The organism is Streptomyces sp. R28, assembly GCF_041052385.1.
GTDB lineage: Bacteria > Actinomycetota > Actinomycetes > Streptomycetales > Streptomycetaceae > Streptomyces.
The window spans coordinates 8,285,566-8,305,192 of record NZ_CP163439.1 but is presented as its reverse complement, the minus strand read 5'-3'; the positions used below and the strand labels follow the sequence as shown (position 1 = coordinate 8,305,192).

The following is a 19,627-nucleotide window of genomic DNA, read 5'->3' as shown; positions in this document are numbered from 1 at the left end:
CCGCACGCTCGCGAACTCCTTGCCGGTCGTCACGGACTCCCAACCGGCTTGACATCGTTGTCCGTTGAGGCGATAGAGTCATGGACAGATCATTCGACAACGTTGTCGCCCGGCGGCCTCGCACAAGCCACTCCCCCACCGGACGGACCTCTTCCCCCTCAGGCCCGTCCGGCTCGCGGACCCGGTGGACGACCACTCGACGCCCACCGGGTCCGCCCGAGAGCGGACATCACGCCGTCGCGGCCGCCACCTCCACGGAGAGGTCGTTGTCGACCGTGAAGTAGGGCCGCACGGTGGCATCGCCGACCGCTGCGGTCGGATAGACGAAGATCTCCTTGCGGTCCGCCACGTCGTCGAGCAGACGGCCGACCCGGATCGCAGGGGCCTCCACAGCGGGGCGGGGCTGGACGAAGACGTCCCAGACCCGGGCTCCGGCGCCGGTGCGTGGACCGTGATCGGCGGCCAACTCCTCGTAGTCCACGGTGAAGCGGAACGCCCGGCCGTCGCTCTCGGCCTGCGGCGCCAGCGTCCGTACGACGCCGTCAGCGCCCCGCAGACGCAGCCGTACGGCGGCTCCCTCGGTGAGCGTGGTGCCGTGCAGCCGGGCCCTGACCGTCATCGACCGGTCCGTGACGTCGATGCCCTCGACCTCCGCGTGGGCGGTGCGCAGCCAGGCCCGCACCGCGAGGTAGCCGTCCTTGGTGGCGTACGGGACGCGCACGGCCACCGGTGACGGGCGGTCACGGGTGTGTCCGTCGACGAGGGCGCGCAGGTCGCGCAGCCCGGGGCGCATGCGCTGCCGTTGCGCTCCGGGTTCGGGGAGCAAGTAGAGGTCCCACCGTCCCTCGGCGAGGGCGGGCTGCGGTTCCAGGACGGCACGCAGGCGGCTGTCGTCCACGGGCTCCAGATCCAGCGCGTGCAGGACCTTTTCGGGTTGGCCCTTCTTGGGACGCAGCCTCAGCAGCAACTGGGGCGACTGGAGGGCGGCGGTCGCCGGTTGCTGAAGGACGAAGGTGATCCGCCCGTCCGAATCGGCCGTGCAGTGGACCCGAAGGTGCGTGTCACGGGTTGTGTCGGGGGCCGTGCCTGGTGTCGTCTCTGGTGCCGTGTCCGGTGTCGTGTCTGGTCGGGCGTTCATCGACGTCCCCTCCGTACTGTGCGCAGGGCGCCGGAGGCCGCTGCGTACGCGGCGTCGCGTGCCGCGAAGCCCTGGCTGACCAGGGCGCGGTGTATTCGGCCGCTTTGCGGGGCGAGAGGTTGCCCGGTCCTGCGGGCCGAGGCCGCCTCGCCGATCAGGCGCTCCGCCTGCTCCACGACCGGAACCGGGGCGAAGCGTCGCGCGTTCTCCATCGCCGTACGGCCCATCCGCCGGCGTCGCTCGTCGTCGCGGACCAGCTCCAGCAGCGCGGCGCCGAGCGCCTCCCGGTTCCCGACCGGCACCAGGCGGCCGTCGACGCCGTCCTCGATGATCTCGCCGGGTCCGTACGGGCAGTCGGTGCTCACCACGGGCAGTCCGCAGCGCATCGCCTCGACGATGGTCATGCCGAACGGCTCGAAGTTGGAGGCGGCCGCGCCGATCGAGCCCTTGACCCACTCCGCCTCCATGGGGGCGGCCGCGCCCATCAGGAAGACGTTCTCGCTCAGGCCGAGGCGGTGGACGAGCTGCCGCAGCCGGGCGTGCTCCTCCCCCTTGCCGTAGATGCGCAAGTGCCAGTCCGGGTGTTCGGCGGCGACCAGGGCGAAGGCCTCGACGAGCAGGTCGTAGCGCTTCACCGGGACCAGTCGGCCGGCCGCGACCACCACCTTCGCGGTGCCGTCCGCTGCGGGCAGCACGGGATCGGGGACGCTGTTGGGGAGAGCCGCCACCCGGACGCCGGGCAGCCGCATCTTGCGCCGGTAGGCGGCGGCATCCGCCTCGGTGACCGTGGTGAGCACGTCGAGCCGACGGTAGGCCCGGCGCAGTGCGGTGCGCAGCCGGGGCGGATGGTTGTCGAGGGTGAGGTGCTCCTGCCCGATGCGGACGACATGCTCCGGCGCCTGAAGCGCGAGGTGCACGTTCAGGCCCGGCCGGGTGCCGATGACGACGTCGGAGTCGATCGCCGCCAGACACTCCCCGATCCGCTGGTCGGTCAGCTCGCTGTACTGCTGGTAGCGGTACTCGGCAACAGGAAACACTCCTGCCGGTCTCAGATGCAGGGGATGTTCCTTCTCGTGGCGCAGATCCACCAAGGGCCGTAACGACACTCGCGGGTCCAGGGTGAAGTTCGGGCGTTCCCGGTGGCGCAGCACGGAGACGATCTCCACGTCGTGCCGCTCGGCCAGCGCCTGGGCCAGATTGAAAGTGGTGGTGATCGTGCCTCCGATCCCATAGGCGTTGTGCAGCAGGAAAGAGATCTTCATGGCGGACTAGACCAAGCCGAACCCCCTTGGGTTGCTTGCCGTTACCGGTTTGTTTTCCTGTCAAACACTTCTGCGACATGCCTCGGGCTCCGCCGTGCGCGCGGATGGAGGACGGATCCGGCGGGCGACGGCTCGACGCCCACCGGGTCCGCACCGAGCGGCGGTTCAGCCCACCCGGCAGGGCAGGGTCGTCGTACTGTCCGAGCCGGGTCCGGAGACGACGTAACCGAACGTCGTGCTCTGACCGGGACTCAGGGAGCCGTTCCAGTCGGCGTTGTGGACCATCACGTTCTGGCCGTTGTAGGTCGCGTTGCCGCTCCAGAGGCTTTCGACCTTCTGGCCGGCAGGCAGCGTCCAGTCCACCATCCAGCCGAGCATCGGGACGTCGCCGGAGTTGGTGACGGTCACCTCGGACTGGTAGCCGCCGGACCAACTGCCGGTCGTTCGGCGGGTGGCGGAGCACTCGCCGGGCACCGGGTCGGTCGGGTTGCCGGGCTCCTTGATGCCGGTCACCTCGCCGTTGCCGCCGTCGAAGACGATGTCGGAGCAGGAGTAGAAGGTTTCCTGACTGTCGGAGCGCTGCCAGACCATGTAGACGATGTGGCGGCCCGACTTGTTGTCAGGAAGCTTTCCTGTCCAGGAGTAGTTGGCCTCGACCGTGCCCGGGGAGCCGTTGAGCGGCGGGTGGTCGACCGACAGGAAGGGCTGCGCCTCCATGTCGTCCCAGGTCAGGGTCTTCTTCGGGTCGAAGCCGTCCTTGGTGATGTAGACATGGAACCAACCGGGGTGCGCGGCCCAGGCGTTGTAGGAGAAGTCGACCGTCGCGCCCGAGGTGAGGTGGGTGAGCGGCCAGTCGTCGCGCGGCGCGTTGAAGCCGGTGAAGTTGGTGTTGCCGCCGCTGCACAGCTCGCCGTCGGGCACGAAACCGCGGGTGCGGCCGGCGCCGTCGGAGCGGAGCACCGAGAACCAGTTGTAGAACGGCGTTGTACCGCTGACCTGTTGGGCCGACTTGCAGGCCGGGTTGACCGGCTTGATCTCACCGGTGTCGGTGAGGCCGTCCTGCCAGCACAGGAAGGTGCGGCTGCCCGGCTTCATGGGGGTTCCGTGGGCCTCCGCCTCGCCGCCGGCACTCATGACGAGGGCCACGGCCGGGATGGTCGCGAGCAGGGAGACCAGGACGAGGAAGAGGGCTCTGGCGCGGGTGGGGAGAGTTAATCGGCGGGGCGGCGGCGCGGTCGCCCCTGAGTTTGTCAGGATCATGACACTCAGTCCGTTCCTTCAGGCACGGGCCGTGCGGATGCGTGTGTGGAGGTGCGTGCGGAACGCGGGGCGGGAGCGGGCCCGGGCGGCGGGTTCCGGTCCACCGCCATGGGAGCGCTCCCACCCCGTCTGCTGCGGAAGGTAGCGCCACGTGGCGCAGATGTAAACGCCTGGCGCACAAGGACCGCACCGGGGCCGGTGCGGTCCTGCGAACCCGTCAGGGATTACGGGCGAACATCCGCGTGGACACCACCGGGGCCGGAGCCGACGGGCCCGACACCGCGTCCAGGAGCGGCGGTTCGGCTCCCACCGGCGGCAGTTCGACGGTGAACTCCGTACGGCCCGGCTCGCTCCGCACATCGATCCGCCCGCCGTGCGCGGAGACGATCGCCGCCACGACGGCGAGGCCGAGACCGGATCCGCCGTCGCGCGGACCCCTGCGCACCCGGGAGGTGTCCGCGCGGGTGAAGCGGTCGAAGACCTCTGGGAGGAGTGCGGGCGGGATGCCGGGGCCGTCGTCCCGTACCCGGATCAAGCAGCGGTCGGGGTCGGCCTCGACGGAGGCGACCACGGTCGTGCCCACGGGGGTATGGGCCCGGGCGTTGGCCAGCAGGTTGGCCACCACCTGGTGGAGCCGGGCATCGTCACCGAGGACCAGCGCCGGGGCGTCCGGGCGGAGTTCGAGCTGCCAGTCGTGCCCGTCCCCGGCGGCCCGCACGTCCCACACCGCCTCCGCGACCAGCGCCGCGAGGTCGACCTCGGCGGAGTGCAGCGGCCTGCCGTCGTCGAGCCGGGCCAGCAGGAGCAGGTCCTCGACCAGGCCGGTCATCCGGGCCGACTCGGCGGAGACCCGGCGCCAGGCGAGCACCGGCTCGATCCGGTCGGTGCCGCGGTTCATGAGTTCGGCGTAGCCGGCGATCGAGGCGAGCGGGGTGCGCAGTTCGTGGCTGGCGTCGGCGAGGAAGCGGCGCATGCGTTCCTCGGTGTGCTGACGGGCGGTGAGGGAGGATTCGACGTGGTCGATCATGCGGTTGAGCGCGGCGCCGACCTGCCCGGCCTCGCTGGCGGGGTCGGTGTCCTGGGCCGGGACGCGGGTGAGGCCGGTGACCGCGCCGCGGTCGAGCGGTGCGCGGGAGACCTCGGCGGCGGTGGCGGCGACCCGGCCGAGGGGGCGCAGCTGGCGTCGTACGACCACGGCGCACACGCAGCCCGCGACGGTGAGTCCGGCGGCCGCGACGACCGACTCCACCACGACCAGGCCACTGATCATGTCCTGCACATCGTCCATCGGCAGCCCGGTCAGCACCCGCACGCCGCCGCTGTGGAGCGCGGTGATCCGGTAGGTGCCGAGGCCGGGGACGGTACGGGTGTGCTTACGCCCGTCGGCCGCGATGCCCGTGAGGGCCGCGCGCTGGGCGTCGGTCAGGTTCCGCGGGGCGGCGTCCTGGCTGACGACCTCGGCTGAGAGGATGTCCCCGTCGTCGTCGGGCCGGGCGGCGAGCAGGCCGGCCGGATGCCCGTTCTCGTTGAGGAAGCCCAGGTCGTCCGTGAGCTCCGGGTGGAGCTGGGCCCCGCCCAGGCTGCGCTCGGCGGCGTTGGTGACCCGGTTGTCCAAATTGCCCAGCAGATAGGCACGTTGGACGAACACGGTGGTGAGCGCCATCGCGGCGCACACGGTGACGAGGGTGGCGCCGATGAAGAGGAGCAGCCGGGTGCGCATCGACCTGGCGCGCAGCCCCGGCCACGGCTTCCGGGAGGTGACGGTGCTCATCTTGCGTCCTCCACCGGCCTGATGGCGTACCCGAGCCCGCGCACCGTGTGGATCACCGGCGCCCGGCCTCTGTCGATCTTGCGGCGCAGGCTGGAGATGTAGACCTCGACCAGGTTGCCGCCGCCGTCGAAGGAGCTGCTCCGGACGTGGTCGAGGATCTGAATCTTGCTGAGCACCTGCCGCGGATGGCTCATCATCAGGCCGAGCAGGTCGAACTCCTTGGCGGTGAGCTGGACCGGTACGCCCGCCCGGTGCACCTCGCGGGTCTCCTCGCTCAGGACCAGGTCGCCGAGGACCCGCACGGAGTCGTCGGTCCGGGCCCGCCCGGATGCGGACCGGCGCAGCCCGTCGAGCCGGTGCTCCAGGGCGTCGCGGGCGGTGAGCATGAGGACGGGTCGCTTCGGGTTCTCGTACCTCAGGCGGCGCAGCACCTGGAGGCCGTCCAGGTCGGGCAGCATCCCGTCCAGCACGACGGCGTGCGGCGGGCAGCCACGCGCGATCTTCAGCGCGCTCTGCCCGTCCAGCGCCGGACAGGCGCGCCGGCCCGCCTCTTCGACGGCCACGGAGAGCACGTCGGTGAGCGCGGGCTCGTCGTCGACTATGAGCACACGGACGCGGCCGTTTCTGAACCCCGGGGTGGCGGACATGTCTCGATCCTGTCCCCGTCCGCTGAGGGAATCCTGTGTTCCACCTGAGGGTGGGTGATGACCTGGGGTTTCCCCGTGTGGGCACGGCGAAGGGCGCACCCCCGTCACCGGGGATGCGGCCCTCGACTGCCGTGCCGTACCGCTTACTCGACCACTCAGTTGCGGATCAGGCTGCGCAGCACGTACTGCATGATGCCGCCGTTGCGGTAGTAGTCGGCCTCACCGGGGGTGTCGATGCGGACGACCGCGTCGAACTCGACGCCCGTGTCGGTGGTGACCTTGACCGTGCGCGGCGTGGTGCCGTTGTTGAGCTCCTCGACGCCGGTGAAGGAGAAGGTCTCCTCGCCGGTCAGGCCGAGGGACTCGGCGCTCTGGCCCTCCGGGAACTGGAGCGGGAGCACGCCCATGCCGATGAGGTTCGAGCGGTGGATGCGCTCGTACGACTCGGCGATGACGGCCTTGACGCCGAGGAGCGCGGTGCCCTTGGCGGCCCAGTCGCGGGACGAGCCGGAGCCGTACTCCTTGCCGGCCAGGATGGCCAGCGGGATGCCCTGCTCGATGTAGTTGCGGGAGGCGTCGTAGATGAACGACACCGGACCGTCGGCCTGGGTGAAGTCGCGGGTGTAGCCGCCTTCCGTCCCCGGCGCGATCTGGTTGCGCAGGCGGATGTTGGCGAACGTACCGCGGATCATGACCTCGTGGTTACCACGGCGGGAGCCGTAGGAGTTGAAGTCACGACGCTCCACACCGTGCTCGGTGAGGTACTTGCCGGCCGGGGTGTCGGCCTTGATGGCACCGGCGGGCGAGATGTGGTCCGTCGTCACCGAGTCGCCCAGCTTGGCGAGCACACGGGCGCCGGTGATGTCGGAGACCGGGGTGGTCTCCATCGTCATGCCCTCGAAGTACGGGGGCTTGCGGACGTAGGTCGACTCGGCATCCCACTCGAAGGTGTTGCCGGTCGGGATCGGCAGCGCCTGCCACTGGGCGTCGCCCGCGAAGACGTCCTGGTAGGACTTGTTGAACATGTCCTCGCCGATGGCGTTGGCCACGACGTCGTTGACCTCGGCCTCGGAGGGCCAGATGTCGGCGAGGTAGACCGGCTTGCCTTCCTGGTCGACACCCAGGGCGTCCTTGGTGATGTCCACCTTCATGGACCCCGCGAGGGCGTACGCCACGACCAGCGGCGGGGAGGCCAGGTAGTTCATCTTGACGTCGGGGTTGATACGGCCCTCGAAGTTCCGGTTGCCGGAGAGGACCGAAGTCACCGCGAGGTCGTGGTCGTTGACGGCCTTGGAGACCTCCTCCGGCAGCGGGCCGGAGTTGCCGATGCAGGTGGTGCAGCCGTAGCCGACGAGGTTGAAGCCGACCTTGTCGAGGTACGGGGTCAGGCCCGCCTTGTCGAAGTAGTCGGTGACGACCTTGGAGCCCGGGGCGAGGGTGGTCTTGACCCACGGCTTGCGGGTCAGGCCCTTCTCCACGGCCTTCTTCGCGACGAGCGCGGCGGCGACCATGACGTACGGGTTCGACGTGTTGGTGCAGGAGGTGATGGCCGCGACCGTCACCGCACCGTGGTCGATCTCGTACGTCGAACCGTCGGGGGCGGTCACGGTGACCGGGTTGGACGGGGCGCCGTTCGGGTGGATGGCCGGGGCGTCGGAGGCCGGGAAGGACTCCTGGCCCGCCTCGTCCACCGTGTCGACGTAGTTGCGGACGTCCTGCTTGAACTGCTCGGCGGCGTTGGCGAGGACGATGCGGTCCTGCGGGCGCTTCGGGCCGGCGATGGACGGGACGACCGTAGACAGGTCCAGCTCGAGCTTCTCGGAGAAGTCGGGCTCGGCCTTCGGGTCCAGCCAGAGGCCCTGCTCCTTGGCGTACGTCTCGACGAGCGCGAGCTGCTGCTCGGAGCGGCCGGTGAGCTTCAGGTACTTGATGGTCTCGTCATCGATCGGGAAGATCGCGGCGGTGGAGCCGAACTCCGGCGACATGTTGCCGATGGTGGCGCGGTTCGCGAGGGAGGTGGCGGGGACGCCCTCGCCGTAGAACTCGACGAACTTGCCGACGACGCCGTGCTTGCGGAGCATCTCGGTGATGGTCAGCACGAGGTCGGTGGCGGTGGTGCCGGGCTTGAGCTCACCGGTCAGCTTGAAGCCGACGACGCGCGGGATGAGCATGGAGACCGGCTGGCCGAGCATCGCGGCCTCGGCCTCGATGCCGCCGACGCCCCAGCCCAGCACACCGAGGCCGTTGACCATGGTGGTGTGGGAGTCGGTGCCGACCAGGGTGTCGGGGTAGGCCTGGCCGCCTCGGACCATGACCGTGCGGGCCAGGTGCTCGATGTTCACCTGGTGGACGATGCCGGTGCCCGGCGGGACGACCTTGAAGTCGTCGAACGCGGTCTGGCCCCAGCGCAGGAACTGGTAGCGCTCGCGGTTGCGGCCGTACTCCAGCTCGACGTTCTGCGCGAAGGCCTCGTTGGTGCCGAACTTGTCGGCGATGACGGAGTGGTCGATGACCAGCTCGGCCGGGGAGAGCGGGTTGACCTTCGCCGGGTCGCCGCCGAGCTCCTTGACGGCCTCACGCATGGTGGCGAGGTCGACGACACAGGGCACGCCGGTGAAGTCCTGCATGATCACGCGGGCCGGCGTGAACTGGATCTCCTGCGACGGCTGGGCCTGGGAGTCCCAGCCGCCGAGGGCGCGGATGTGGTCGGCGGTGATGTTCGCGCCGTCCTCGGTGCGGAGGAGGTTCTCCAGCAGCACCTTCAGGCTGTAAGGGAGGCGCGCGGCGCCCTCGACCTTGTCCAGCCGGAAGATCTCGTACGACTCGTCGCCCACCTGCAGCGTGCTGCGGGCGTCGAAGCTGTTCGCCGACACGACAGTCTCCTTCATTGATGTGCGCGTACCACCACGATCCTGCCGCCACGGCCACTTGGCCGATCCGCTAAGGTAAGGCTAAGTTAGGTAACCCTTACCGGGGTGGCGGCTGCGGTGCACCTCGGGCAGATATCTCGATGTCGAGATAACTCTAGTACATGGGGCCGGGATGGTCATGCCCAGCCTCCCCTGCCGCTGCAATCCAATCGAGGCGTTTGACAACGAACCCAGTCGTTTCGGCTTGCGTCGAGCTGTCGTACCCGGTTGCCGTACGCGAGTGTCGGCGGCGTCCGCCGCTGGACTGCGCGACGGCACGGTTCGAGGACGTCGCCGCGGTGCGGCCGTTTGGCTGGTCTCGTGGTGAGCGTCACTTCTGGCCGCACCGGCACGACGGCGAGTGTGAGCGCCGGTATGCCCCGGGCTACTTCGTACGCCGCGCGGACGGCTCGGCCGTGGTCGTCGACGTCCGCGCCTGAAGTGACGCACCCTGGCCGGTCGGGGCGCGCCGTCCGTTGGCAGAGGCGGCGGACGGCGCGTTTCGACGGCGCGCGGGAACCGGTCGTCACACGATGGAGCGCGCGATGCGGAACCCTACGTCGTCGACCTGGAATGTCGGGTGGCTGCGGCGCCGCGCAGAGGCCCGGCAACTCCAGTGCTCATCAAACCAACCACCACCACGGAGCACCCGGTAGGTGCCGTAGACCTCGGCGTCGTAGACGTCCCAGCACCAGTCCCAGACGTTGCCGAGCATGTCGTAAAGACCCCACGAGTTGGGGTGTTTGCCGCCCACGGCGTGGATACGCTCGTCCGAGTTGCCGCGATACCAGGCGATCTCGTCGAGCGGCGCGTACTGCGGCCCGGTCGTACCGGCACGGCAGGCGTGCTCCCACTCGGCTTCGGTCGGCAGTCGGTACCCGTCGGCGGACGCGTCCCACTCGACGTCCCACTCGACACCCTCGCCGTCGCCACGGAGGTGGTACGCGGGCGTGAACCCGTCACGCTCGGACAGGGCGTTACAGAACCGCACCGCCTCCCACCAGGAGACGCACTCAACGGGCAACTGGTCCCCACGGGCGGCACTCGGACGCCGGCCCGTGACCTGCGCGTACAACGCCTGGGTGACCGGGAATGCCGCGAGCCGGTACGCCGCAAGCTCGACCGACCAACTGCGCCGCGTCCGCCGGTCCGACAGCGTCACCTGCCCTGGCGGGATGACGATCATCTCGTTCCCCGTAGTCACGTCCATGATCAGGACACCCTAACGAGATCTGCCGGTGCGAGGACGGGCCGAACCAGATCGACTTTCGTCGCCCCCCCTCGCCCCCACGCGCGCGGCCCGAGAGGCCCTCACAAAGAGAGGCCTTCCACACACCCCTTTGCATGACCATGCGCCATCATGCATACTCTTCCTATGTCCAAGGTCCTCACCTCCCTCCCCACCGGCGAGCGCGTCGGCATCGCCTTCTCCGGCGGACTCGACACCTCGGTCGCGGTCGCCTGGATGCGCGACAAGGGCGCCGTCCCGTGCACCTACACCGCCGACATCGGCCAGTACGACGAGCCCGACATCGCCTCGGTCCCCGGCCGCGCGAAGACCTACGGCGCCGAGGTCGCGCGTCTGGTCGACTGCCGGGCGGCGCTGGTCGAGGAAGGGCTGGCCGCGCTCACCTGCGGGGCGTTCCACATCCGCTCGGGCGGGCGGGCGTACTTCAACACCACGCCGCTCGGCCGCGCCGTCACCGGCACCCTCCTGGTGCGGGCGATGCTCGAGGACGACGTACAGATCTGGGGCGACGGCTCGACCTTCAAGGGCAACGACATCGAGCGGTTCTACCGGTACGGCCTGCTGGCCAACCCGAAGCTGCGGATCTACAAGCCCTGGCTGGACGCGGACTTCGTGACCGAGCTCGGCGGCCGCAAGGAGATGTCGGAGTGGCTGGTCGCCCACGACCTGCCCTACCGGGACTCGACGGAGAAGGCGTACTCCACCGACGCCAACATCTGGGGCGCCACCCACGAGGCCAAGACCCTGGAGCACCTGGACACCGGCGTCGAGACCGTCGAGCCGATCATGGGTGTCCGGTTCTGGGACCCGTCGGTCGAGATCGCCGCCGAGGACGTCACGGTCGGCTTCGAGCAGGGCCGTCCGGTCACCATCAACGGCAAGGAGTTCGCCTCCCCCGTCGACCTGGTGATGGAGGCCAACGCCATCGGCGGGCGCCACGGCCTGGGCATGTCCGACCAGATCGAGAACCGGATCATCGAGGCCAAGAGCCGCGGCATCTACGAGGCACCGGGCATGGCCCTGCTGCACACCGCCTACGAGCGCCTGGTCAACGCGATCCACAACGAGGACACGCTCGCCCAGTACCACAACGAGGGCCGGCGCCTGGGTCGCCTCATGTACGAGGGCCGCTGGCTGGACCCGCAGGCGCTGATGATCCGTGAGTCGCTGCAGCGGTGGGTCGGCGCGGCGATCACCGGTGAGGTCACCCTGCGCCTGCGGCGCGGCGAGGACTACTCGATCCTCGACACCACCGGCCCGGCGTTCAGCTACCACCCGGACAAGCTCTCGATGGAGCGCACCGAGGACTCGGCGTTCGGCCCGGTGGACCGGATCGGCCAGCTCACCATGCGCAACCTCGACATCGCCGACTCGCGCGCCAAGCTGGAGCAGTACGTCGGCCTCGGCCTGATCGGCACCGGCAGCCCCGCCGTGGGCGCCTCCCAGGCGGCCGCGACCGGGCTGATCGGCACGATGCCGGAGATGCCCGAGGGCGGCGCCGAGGCCATCGCCTCCCGCGGCGAGGTCTCCGAGCAGGACGCCCTGCTGGACCGCGCCGCGATGGAGTCGGGCACGGACTGACCGGCGGCGAGGGGACGGACCACGGGAAAGGCCGGCTCGGCGCCGCGTGCGCCGAGCCGGCCTTTTCACGCCGTCCCCCGCCCGCCCCGGGGCCCCACGGCTACGCTCACCCGGTGATCATCTGGCTGAACGGAACCTTCGGAGCGGGCAAGACCACCACCGCCAACGAGTTGATCGGCCTTGTCCCGGACGCGACGATCTTTGACGCCGAGTACGTCGGCTACATGCTGGGGCACGTCGAGAAGCTCCCGAAACTGGGTGACTTCCAGCACTGGCCACCATGGCGCCACCTGGTGGTGGAAACCGCCGCGCAATTGCTCGGCTACATCGGCGGGCCGCTGGTCATCCCCCAGACAGTGCTCGTCGAGCAGTACTGGACGGAGATCCGCACCGGCCTGCAGAAGTACGGCATCCCGGTCCAGCACTACGTGCTCCACTCCGACCCGGACACGCTGACCGAGCGGATCGAGACGGACAGCGCGACCAACGCCCAGTTCCCGAAAGCCCGCCAATGGCGCCTCGACCATCGCGCCGTCTACCGGGACGCGCTGCCCTGGCTGACCCGAGAGGGCGAGGTCGTCGACACCGCCCGGCTGTCCCCGTCACAGGTCGCCCGGCTGGTCGCGGACGCCGTTTCCGCAGCCTCTCCGTGACGAGTTGCCATCAGTTCGCCAAGTCGGGGTAACCGAGGGACACGTACCACAACCCCGCAGGGAGGCATCCATGCCCCTCACATTCCGTAAGAGCTTTCGGATCCTGCCCGGAGTGCGGCTGAACATCAACCGGCACTCCTGGTCCATCACCACCGGCGGTAGGCACGGTCCTCGGCGTACACACAGCAGTACCGGACGTCGTACGACATCGATGGATTTGCCCGGTCCTTTCGGGTGGCGTCGCACCCGTGCCGCCAGGCGACGTTGACGGCCCGTCACCCGAATGGCCCCCTTGGGATGTGCCATCTCATATCTGAGATAACCTCGACCTCATGGCAGACGACTACCTCGTACGCATCGGCAAGCTCATCCGTGACGCCCGGCAGCACCGAGGCTGGACACAGACACAGCTGGCCGAGGCGCTCGGCACCTCCCAGAGCGCCGTCAATCGCATCGAGCGCGGCAACCAGAACATCAGCCTTGAGATGATTGCCCGAATCGGTGAGGCCCTGGACAGCGAGATCGTGTCCCTGGGATACGCCGGTCCGATGCATCTGAGGGTCGTCGGCGGACGTCGGCTGTCCGGTTCCATCGACGTCAAGACCAGCAAGAACGCATGCGTGGCCCTGCTGTGCGCCTCACTGCTCAACAAGGGCCGCACGGTGCTGCGCCGCGTCGCCCGCATCGAGGAGGTATACCGCCTTCTCGAGGTCCTCAACTCCATCGGCGTGCGCACCCGTTGGATCAACGACGGCGTCGACCTGGAGATCGTGCCGCCGGCCGAGCTGAACATGGCGGCGATCGACGCCGAGGCCGCCGTACGCACGCGGTCCATCATCATGTTTCTCGGCCCGCTGCTGCACCGTATGACCCACTTCAAGCTGCCGTACGCCGGCGGCTGCGACCTCGGTACGCGGACCATCGAGCCGCACATGATCGCGCTGCGCCGGTTCGGCCTGGACGTGGCGGCGACCGAGGGCCAGTACCACGCCGTGGTCGACCGTGGCGTACGCCCCGACCGGCCGATCGTGCTGACCGAGCGCGGCGACACCGTGACCGAGAACGCGCTGCTGGCCGCCGCGCGGCACGACGGCGTGACGGTCATCCGCAACGCGTCCTCCAACTACATGGTCCAGGACCTCTGCTTCTTCCTGGAGGCACTCGGCGTCCGGGTCGAGGGCATCGGCACCACCACGCTCACCGTGCACGGCGTGCCGAACATCGACGCGGACGTCGACTACTCCCCGTCCGAGGACCCGGTCGAGGCGATGAGCCTGCTGGCCGCCGCCGTGGTCACCGAGTCGGAACTGACGGTGTGCCGGGTACCGATCGAGTTCCTGGAGATCGAGCTGGCGGTCTTGGAGGAGATGGGCCTCGACCACGACCGTACGCCCGAGTACTTCGCGGACAACGGCCGTACGCGACTGGTGGACCTCACCGTCCGGCCCTCCAAGCTGGAGGCGCCGATCGACAAGATCCACCCGATGCCGTTCCCGGGTCTGAACATCGACAACGTCCCCTTCTTCGCGGCCATCGCGGCCGCCGCGCAGGGCAAGACGCTGATCCACGACTGGGTCTACGACAACCGCGCGATCTATCTGACCGACCTCAACCGCCTCGGCGGCAGGCTGCAGTTGCTGGACCCGCACCGCGTCCTGGTCGAGGGCCCGACCCGCTGGCGCGCCGCCGAGATGATGTGCCCGCCCGCGCTGCGGCCCGCCGTGGTCGTCCTGCTGGCGATGATGGCGGCGGAGGGCACGTCCGTACTGCGGAACGTGTATGTCATCAACCGCGGTTACGAGGACCTCGCCGAGCGCCTGAACTCCATCGGGGCGCAGATCGAGATCTTCCGGGACATTTGATAAGCGAATGCCGCCGCACCCCGTCTGACCTGCTGCTTAGCGGGTCAGGGAGGGGTGCGGCGGCATCTCTGGGACTTCTCTGGGACTTTGGGCCTGCGGCGGGCTACGCGCCGCGCTCCACAGGCTCTGCCGACTAGCCGCGGCTACGCGAAGATCGCGTCGATGGCGGCACTGCCTCGTGCGCCGATGCGGGGCAGGAAGTGGGAGTACTTCCGCAGCGTGAACCCGGGGTCGGAGTGCCCCAGCCAGCGTGCCAGGGAGACGACCGATTCGCCAGCCTCCAGTTCCTCGGAGGCGTAGAAGTGGCGCAGGGCGTGGAAGCCGTGCTCCCGGGATGGCTCCCACACGCGAGCGCCGTTTGTGTTGCCCTCCTCCAGCGGAGCGATCACGCCGGCCTCAGCCGGAGCGGGCTTCCACACGTAGGAGTTGAAGTAGTTCCGGTTGATGGCCTTCCGTTCGCGTCCTGTCACCAAGAGGCTGTAGGTCCTCGGCCGCCGGTTGTCCGCACTGCCGGACTGCCGGACTGGATGTTCTTGCCGAGTTGCGCGGCGCGGATCGCGGCGACGTACCCGCTCGAGCCGGCACCGAGGACGATGACGTCGTAGTGCGCGCTCATGACGTGCCCCTTTCCAAGGTGTTCGATGGTTGGCTCGTGGAGCGAGTGGTCATGCCGCGCGGTGGTGGGGCGTCAGGGTGGCGTGGATCTGGTCGCGGATGTCGGCGAGGACGGCTTCGTCACTCCGGTGCAGGTACAGAGTGGCGGTGGTGCTGATGTGGATGATCGCGGTGATCACCCGCGCCAGCGTCGCCGCGTCGGCGGCATCGATGTACTCGTTGTGGGTGAGCAGGCCGGTGATGCCGTCCTCGAGGCGGCCGGCAAGGGCTAGACCCGCTTGCCGGTAGGGCTCGGCCGGGTCGCCGAAGACGAGTTCGTGCAGGTATGTGCGGCCGTTCTCGGTGTGCTCCCTCAGGCACTCCACCACGGGACGGAGGAGAGCGATGACCGGCTCCAGTACGCCCTGTCCGACGGCGGCATTGGCGGCGGCGAGGCCGACGTCGATGGCGGCGGCAAACTTCTCGTTCTGCACCATGATCAGCAACTCGGCCTTCGTGGACGCGTACAGGTAGAGGGTGCCGATCGCGACGTCGGCCCGGTGGGCGATCTGCTGTGTCGTGACCCCGCTGACGCCGTGTTCGGCGAACAGTTCGCGGGCTGCGGTCATGATGCGTTCGCGCTTGGCCTGTTTGGCCCGCTCGCGGCGCCCGATCGGCATGTGACCGCGTCCCATGGGACCTCCCTTGACAATAATTCTGAGCGGACTCATAGTTGAGTGTACTCGGGTTGATGGAGTGAGGCGAGGCCCCAGATGTCACGCCGAATTGGCTGATCTGGCCTCATGCCTGGATAAATAGGACGAAGACAAGGAGTGGCGCCCCATGCGAGCGTTCGTCGTCACCAAGTACAAGGAGCCGCTGCAGGAGGCGGACGTCCCCGAACCCACCGTGGGGGAGCACGACGTGCTCGTCCGGGTGGAGGCCGCCGGACTGAACCCGCTGGATGAGAAGATCCGCGCCGGTGAGTTCAAGCAGATCCTGCCCTACAAGCTGCCGCTGATCCTGGGCAACGACGTCGCGGGCACCGTCATCAGCGTCGGGACAGCGGTTCGCGGCTTCAAGCCCGGAGACGAGGTCTACGCCCGGCCCCACCAGGACCGCATCGGCACGTTCGCCGAGCGCATCGCCGTCGCGGAGGGCGACCTGGCGCTCAAGCCCGCATCGATCAGCATGGAAGAGGCGGGCTCGCTGCCGCTGGCGGCGCTCACGGCGTGGCAGGCGCTGGTGGAGCGCGGGAAGGTGCGGCCCGGGCAGAAGGTTCTCATCCACGCCGGGGCCGGCGGGGTCGGTTCGATCGCGATCCAGCTCGCCGCGCACCTCGGTGCGAGCGTCGCCACGACCGCCAGCGGTTCCAACGCGGACTTCGTGCGCGCGCTCGGCGCGGACACGGTGATCGATTACCGCAACCAGGACTTCGAGCAGCTCCTGACCGGCTACGACCTGGTGCTGGACAGCCTTGGTGGGGAGACTCTCGAGAAGTCCCTGCGGGTGCTCAAGCCCGGCGGCAAGGCCATCGGGATCGCCGGTCCCCCGGACCCCGCGTTCGCCCGCGAGGCCGGCCTGAACCCGCTGCTGCGCCTGGCGGTCACAGCCCTGAGCCGCAAGATCCGCAAGCAGGCCAAGAAGCTCGGCGTGACGTATGAGTTCCTGTTCATGCGCGCCAGCGGCGACCAGCTCCGCCAGATCACCACCCTCATCGACCAGGGCGTGGTGCGTCCGGTCGTGGGAAAGGTGGTCGGCTTCGACCAGACCCCGCAGGCACTGCAGTCCCTGTCCCAGGGTGGCACCCGCGGCAAGGCCGTCATCGGCAACAGCTGACCCGCCGCAACCGCGACGGGCGACACAGAACGCACAGCGACACAGAACGCACGAGGAGAATCCGTCATGAGCAGCACCGACACCCCGAACGAAGCCGTCATCACCTCCTATGCGAAGGCCCCGGCCCGCACCGTCACCGCCGGCGGCGTCACCTACGCCTACCGCGAGCTGGGGCCGAAGGGCGGCATCCCCGTCGTCTTCTTCGTCCACCTCGCCGCGACCCTGGACAACTGGGACCCCCGCATCATCGACCCCGTCGCGAAGGGCCGTCACGTCATCGCCTTCGACAACCGCGGTGTCGGGGCGTCCACCGGCCAGGTGCCGGACAGTGTCGAGGCGATGGCCGACGACGCCTACACCTTCATCAAGGCGCTCGGGTACGACAAGATCGACGTCTTCTCCTTCTCCCTCGGCGGCATGGTCGCCCAGGCCCTGGTGGTCAAGCACCCCGAGCTCGTCCGCAAGCTGGTCCTCACCGGCACCGGGCCCAAGGGCGGCAAGGACATGGACAAGGTCGCCAGAATCACCTACTGGGACATCCTGCGCGCCACCTTGACCCGCTCGGACCCCAAGGAGTTCCTCTTCTTCAACCGCAACGCCACCGGCAAGGCCGCCGCGCGCGCGTTCGTCAACCGGCTCAAGGAGCGCACTGTCGACCGCGACGCGGACATCAAGACCAAGGCGTTCCAGACGCAGCTGAAGGCGATCAAGAAGGGGGGGCGCTCCGCCCCCGACGACCTGTCGTCGATCACGCAGCCCACCCTGATCGCCAACGGCGACAACGACCGCATGGTGCCGTCGGTCCTGTCGGAGGACCTGCACCGGCGTATCAAGGGCAGCGAGCTGATCATCTACCCCGACTCCGGGCACGGCGGCATCTTCCAGTACCACCAGGAATTCGCCCCCGTAGCGGTCGAGTTCCTGGCCCGATGACCACCGCCTGACCAGGAAAAAAGGGCAACATCATGAGCACGTCACCGGCCGCCGCGCCCCTGGAAGTGAAGAAGCGCCTCACCTCCTCGATCCTGCTGTGGGTGCGCACCGACCAGCCCCGCCAGACCGGCATGGACCACTGGAAGGGCCCGCACTCGGGGATCATCTCCGCCACCCCGGGCCTGGAGGAGTACCGGCAGATCCACCTCGCCGAGCACAACAAGGGCCTGTGGCCGGCCATCGACGGGGTCCAGACCGCGATCCCCGCCGACCGGAAGATCGACGGCGTCGCGGAAGTCACCTTCCAATCGGTGCTTGCACCCCTGAAAGGGCGCGAGCAGACGAAGCTGGCCTACGCCGACGAGATCAACGTGTTCCGCCGCACCCTTCTCTACGCCGGCCCGCCGAACTCCTCTCGGTGGTACGACGTCGCAGGCCCCGGACAGCCGGTCGGTGCCCGCGCTCTGATCTACCTGCGCCGCAGGGACGGGGTCGGCACCGGCGCCTTCCGGAAGTTCGTCAACGAGCAGCTCGCTCCCGCGCTCGCCGCCTCCGGAGTGCTGAAGGAGCTGCGCACGCAGACGTTCCTGCCCTGGATCGAAAAGCTCTGGGACACCCCGGACGTAGCCCACGACAACCCCCACGACCAGCACTTCCACGCCTCGGTCAGCCTCGGGTTCGCCGACACCGCGGCACGGGACGCCTTCTTCACCGGCCACGTGATCGAGGACCTGTCCGACCGGCTGGCGCCGCAAGTCTCCGCGATCCACGCCTACGACGTCACCGCCACCCTCACCTACGTCAAGAACGGCGAGATCCTCCCGCGCTACCAGGAGTGAGCAGCGCAGACGGGAAGCGGGACCGCCGGATCTGCTCAGCAATCCATCCGCCCCGGCTTCCTGGCCCTCCTCACGCCCCCGTCGCCATCTGTTACCCACCACGCATCCGGAGCCAGCCATGAGCGAGCAGCAGAGCACCATCCACTACGAACGCACCTCACCGCAGATCGCGAAGATCACCTTCGCCAACCCACCCGTCAACCTCATCGTCGGCGAGACGGTCCTGCGCCTCATCGAGATCGTCACCGAACTGGCCACGGACCCGGACATCCAGGTCGTGGTGTTCGACAGCGCCACCCCCGACTTCTTCTACAACCACTTCGACCTGGCCGCCGCCGCCGACTTCCCCGCCCCCGAGGACCCGGACGCGGTGCCGGCGTGGACGAATCTGGTCCTGGAACTCTCCAGAGCGCCGTACATCACGATCGCGGCCATCCGTGGACGCACCCGCGGCGGCGGGAACGAGCTCGCCCTCGCCCTCGATCTGCGCTACGCCAGTCGTGAGAAGGCGATCTTCGGACAGCCCGAGGTCGGCAGCGGACTGCTGCCCGGCGGTGGTGGCAGCGAACGCCTGCCCCGGGCCATCGGACGCGACCGCGCCCTGGAAGCCATCCTCACGAGCGACGACTACGACGCCGACACCGCCGAGCGTTGGGGCTGGGTCACCCGCGCCCTCCCCGACAGCGAACTCGACGCCTTCGTCGGCACCGTCGCCGCCCGGCTCGCCTCCTTCGACCGCACCTCACTCGCCTCGGCCAAAGCCCAGATCAACCGGGCATCCCTGCCCCCGGACGCGGACCTGGTCGCCGCGTACGGCGAGTTCACCCACTCCCTCACCCTCCCCGGGTTCCTCACCCGGGCCGCAGGCACGCAGGCCGTCGTCGAACAGGCCGGCATCGACTTCGAGTACCGTCTCGGGCACTACATCGGCATCGCCAACCAGCAACGCTGACACCCATCAGAAAACGAGCACGGACGCAGCCGATGCCGCGTCCGTCCTCTTTTTTTCCGACGTCTTCGGCACCGTGGTCGACGGCACCAACGTCGCGGGCGAATGCGAACGCGTCGGCGCCCGCGTCGCGGCACAGGC

At 69.1% G+C, this 19,627-nt stretch carries 19 protein-coding genes; 9 read left to right on the top strand and 10 right to left on the bottom strand.

The genetic code is table 11. From position 1 onward, the window contains the following. Nucleotides 1-229: 229 nt before the first annotated feature. The 6 genes from AB5J49_RS36400 to acnA form a co-directional block, all read right to left on the bottom strand. A complete protein-coding gene (locus AB5J49_RS36400; RefSeq protein WP_369173097.1) occupies nucleotides 230-1,138 on the bottom strand; it encodes a transferase in 909 nt (302 codons plus the stop codon). Beyond that, nucleotides 1,135-2,400 carry a glycosyltransferase family 4 protein gene (locus AB5J49_RS36395; protein ID WP_369173096.1) on the bottom strand — a complete coding sequence of 422 codons (1,266 nt, stop codon included), beginning with the start codon at nucleotides 2,398-2,400 and terminating at the stop codon, nucleotides 1,135-1,137. The genes AB5J49_RS36400 and AB5J49_RS36395 overlap by 4 nt, the downstream gene beginning before the upstream one ends. Nucleotides 2,401-2,565: 165 nt before the next feature. After that, on the bottom strand, nucleotides 2,566-3,660 hold the full coding sequence (locus AB5J49_RS36390) for a lytic polysaccharide monooxygenase (RefSeq protein ID WP_369173095.1): 1,095 nt from the start codon (nucleotides 3,658-3,660) through the stop codon (nucleotides 2,566-2,568). Between the two features lie 217 nt (nucleotides 3,661-3,877). Continuing rightward, on the bottom strand, nucleotides 3,878-5,431 hold the full coding sequence (locus AB5J49_RS36385; protein WP_369173094.1) for a sensor histidine kinase: 1,554 nt from the start codon (nucleotides 5,429-5,431) through the stop codon (nucleotides 3,878-3,880). Next, the gene (locus AB5J49_RS36380) at nucleotides 5,428-6,078 is read right to left on the bottom strand and encodes a response regulator transcription factor (protein WP_369173093.1); all 651 of its coding nucleotides are present in this window, start codon (nucleotides 6,076-6,078) and stop codon (nucleotides 5,428-5,430) included. Before AB5J49_RS36380 ends, AB5J49_RS36385 begins: the two co-directional genes overlap by 4 nt. A 155-nt stretch (nucleotides 6,079-6,233) precedes the next feature. Then, nucleotides 6,234-8,951, bottom strand: coding sequence for an aconitate hydratase AcnA (gene acnA, locus AB5J49_RS36375; protein WP_369173092.1), 2,718 nt, complete (start codon nucleotides 8,949-8,951; stop codon nucleotides 6,234-6,236). A 215-nt stretch (nucleotides 8,952-9,166) separates the two neighbouring features. Between acnA and AB5J49_RS36370 the strand changes: the two genes are divergently transcribed. Beyond that, nucleotides 9,167-9,427 (top strand): hypothetical protein, encoded by a 261-nt coding sequence (locus AB5J49_RS36370; RefSeq protein ID WP_369173091.1) that lies wholly within the window; start codon nucleotides 9,167-9,169, stop codon nucleotides 9,425-9,427. An 86-nt stretch (nucleotides 9,428-9,513) separates the two neighbouring features. On the opposite strand, the gene AB5J49_RS36365 is transcribed toward AB5J49_RS36370, so the two are convergent. Continuing rightward, nucleotides 9,514-10,197 (bottom strand): formylglycine-generating enzyme family protein, encoded by a 684-nt coding sequence (locus AB5J49_RS36365; RefSeq protein ID WP_369173090.1) that lies wholly within the window; start codon nucleotides 10,195-10,197, stop codon nucleotides 9,514-9,516. A gap of 165 nt (nucleotides 10,198-10,362) precedes the next feature. Here AB5J49_RS36365 and argG point away from each other — a divergent pair, with 165 nt between their 5' ends. From argG to AB5J49_RS36345, 4 genes are all read left to right on the top strand, one after another. Then, complete coding sequence (gene argG, locus AB5J49_RS36360; RefSeq protein ID WP_369175372.1) at nucleotides 10,363-11,817, top strand: argininosuccinate synthase; 1,455 nt, start codon at nucleotides 10,363-10,365, stop codon at nucleotides 11,815-11,817. A gap of 113 nt (nucleotides 11,818-11,930) precedes the next feature. After that, nucleotides 11,931-12,470, top strand: coding sequence for an AAA family ATPase (locus AB5J49_RS36355; RefSeq protein WP_369173089.1), 540 nt, complete (start codon nucleotides 11,931-11,933; stop codon nucleotides 12,468-12,470). Between the two features lie 70 nt (nucleotides 12,471-12,540). Beyond that, nucleotides 12,541-12,738: a DUF4236 domain-containing protein gene (locus AB5J49_RS36350; RefSeq protein WP_369173088.1), complete on the top strand. Its 198-nt coding sequence runs from the start codon at nucleotides 12,541-12,543 to the stop codon at nucleotides 12,736-12,738. 64 nt (nucleotides 12,739-12,802) lie between these two features. Continuing rightward, the gene (locus tag AB5J49_RS36345) at nucleotides 12,803-14,332 is read left to right on the top strand and encodes a helix-turn-helix domain-containing protein (RefSeq protein WP_369173087.1); all 1,530 of its coding nucleotides are present in this window, start codon (nucleotides 12,803-12,805) and stop codon (nucleotides 14,330-14,332) included. A 143-nt stretch (nucleotides 14,333-14,475) separates the two neighbouring features. Here the strand turns inward: AB5J49_RS36345 and AB5J49_RS36340 are convergent, their stop codons facing one another. From AB5J49_RS36340 to AB5J49_RS36330, 3 genes are read right to left on the bottom strand one after another with little or no spacing between them, the layout of a single operon-like run. After that, entirely contained in the window at nucleotides 14,476-14,802 is a 327-nt protein-coding gene (locus AB5J49_RS36340; protein ID WP_369173086.1) for an integrase, read from the bottom strand. Further along, on the bottom strand, nucleotides 14,799-14,948 hold the full coding sequence (locus AB5J49_RS36335; protein WP_369175506.1) for a hypothetical protein: 150 nt from the start codon (nucleotides 14,946-14,948) through the stop codon (nucleotides 14,799-14,801). Before AB5J49_RS36335 ends, AB5J49_RS36340 begins: the two co-directional genes overlap by 4 nt. Nucleotides 14,949-14,997: 49 nt before the next feature. Then, nucleotides 14,998-15,621: a TetR/AcrR family transcriptional regulator gene (locus AB5J49_RS36330; RefSeq protein ID WP_369173085.1), complete on the bottom strand. Its 624-nt coding sequence runs from the start codon at nucleotides 15,619-15,621 to the stop codon at nucleotides 14,998-15,000. A gap of 148 nt (nucleotides 15,622-15,769) precedes the next feature. On the opposite strand from AB5J49_RS36330, the gene AB5J49_RS36325 reads away from it, so the two are divergent. The 4 genes from AB5J49_RS36325 (at nucleotide 15,770) to AB5J49_RS36310 (ending at nucleotide 19,489) form a co-directional block, all read left to right on the top strand. Next, a complete protein-coding gene (locus AB5J49_RS36325) occupies nucleotides 15,770-16,765 on the top strand; it encodes an NADP-dependent oxidoreductase (RefSeq protein ID WP_369173084.1) in 996 nt (331 codons plus the stop codon). A 66-nt stretch (nucleotides 16,766-16,831) separates the two neighbouring features. Next, nucleotides 16,832-17,698, top strand: a complete 867-nt coding sequence (locus AB5J49_RS36320; RefSeq protein WP_369173083.1) for an alpha/beta fold hydrolase — start codon at nucleotides 16,832-16,834, stop codon at nucleotides 17,696-17,698. A 32-nt stretch (nucleotides 17,699-17,730) separates the two neighbouring features. Next, entirely contained in the window at nucleotides 17,731-18,537 is an 807-nt protein-coding gene (locus AB5J49_RS36315; RefSeq protein ID WP_369173082.1) for a strictosidine synthase, read from the top strand. 118 nt (nucleotides 18,538-18,655) lie between these two features. Continuing rightward, the gene (locus AB5J49_RS36310; protein WP_369173081.1) at nucleotides 18,656-19,489 is read left to right on the top strand and encodes an enoyl-CoA hydratase/isomerase family protein; all 834 of its coding nucleotides are present in this window, start codon (nucleotides 18,656-18,658) and stop codon (nucleotides 19,487-19,489) included. The last annotated feature ends 138 nt before the right edge of the window (nucleotides 19,490-19,627 follow it).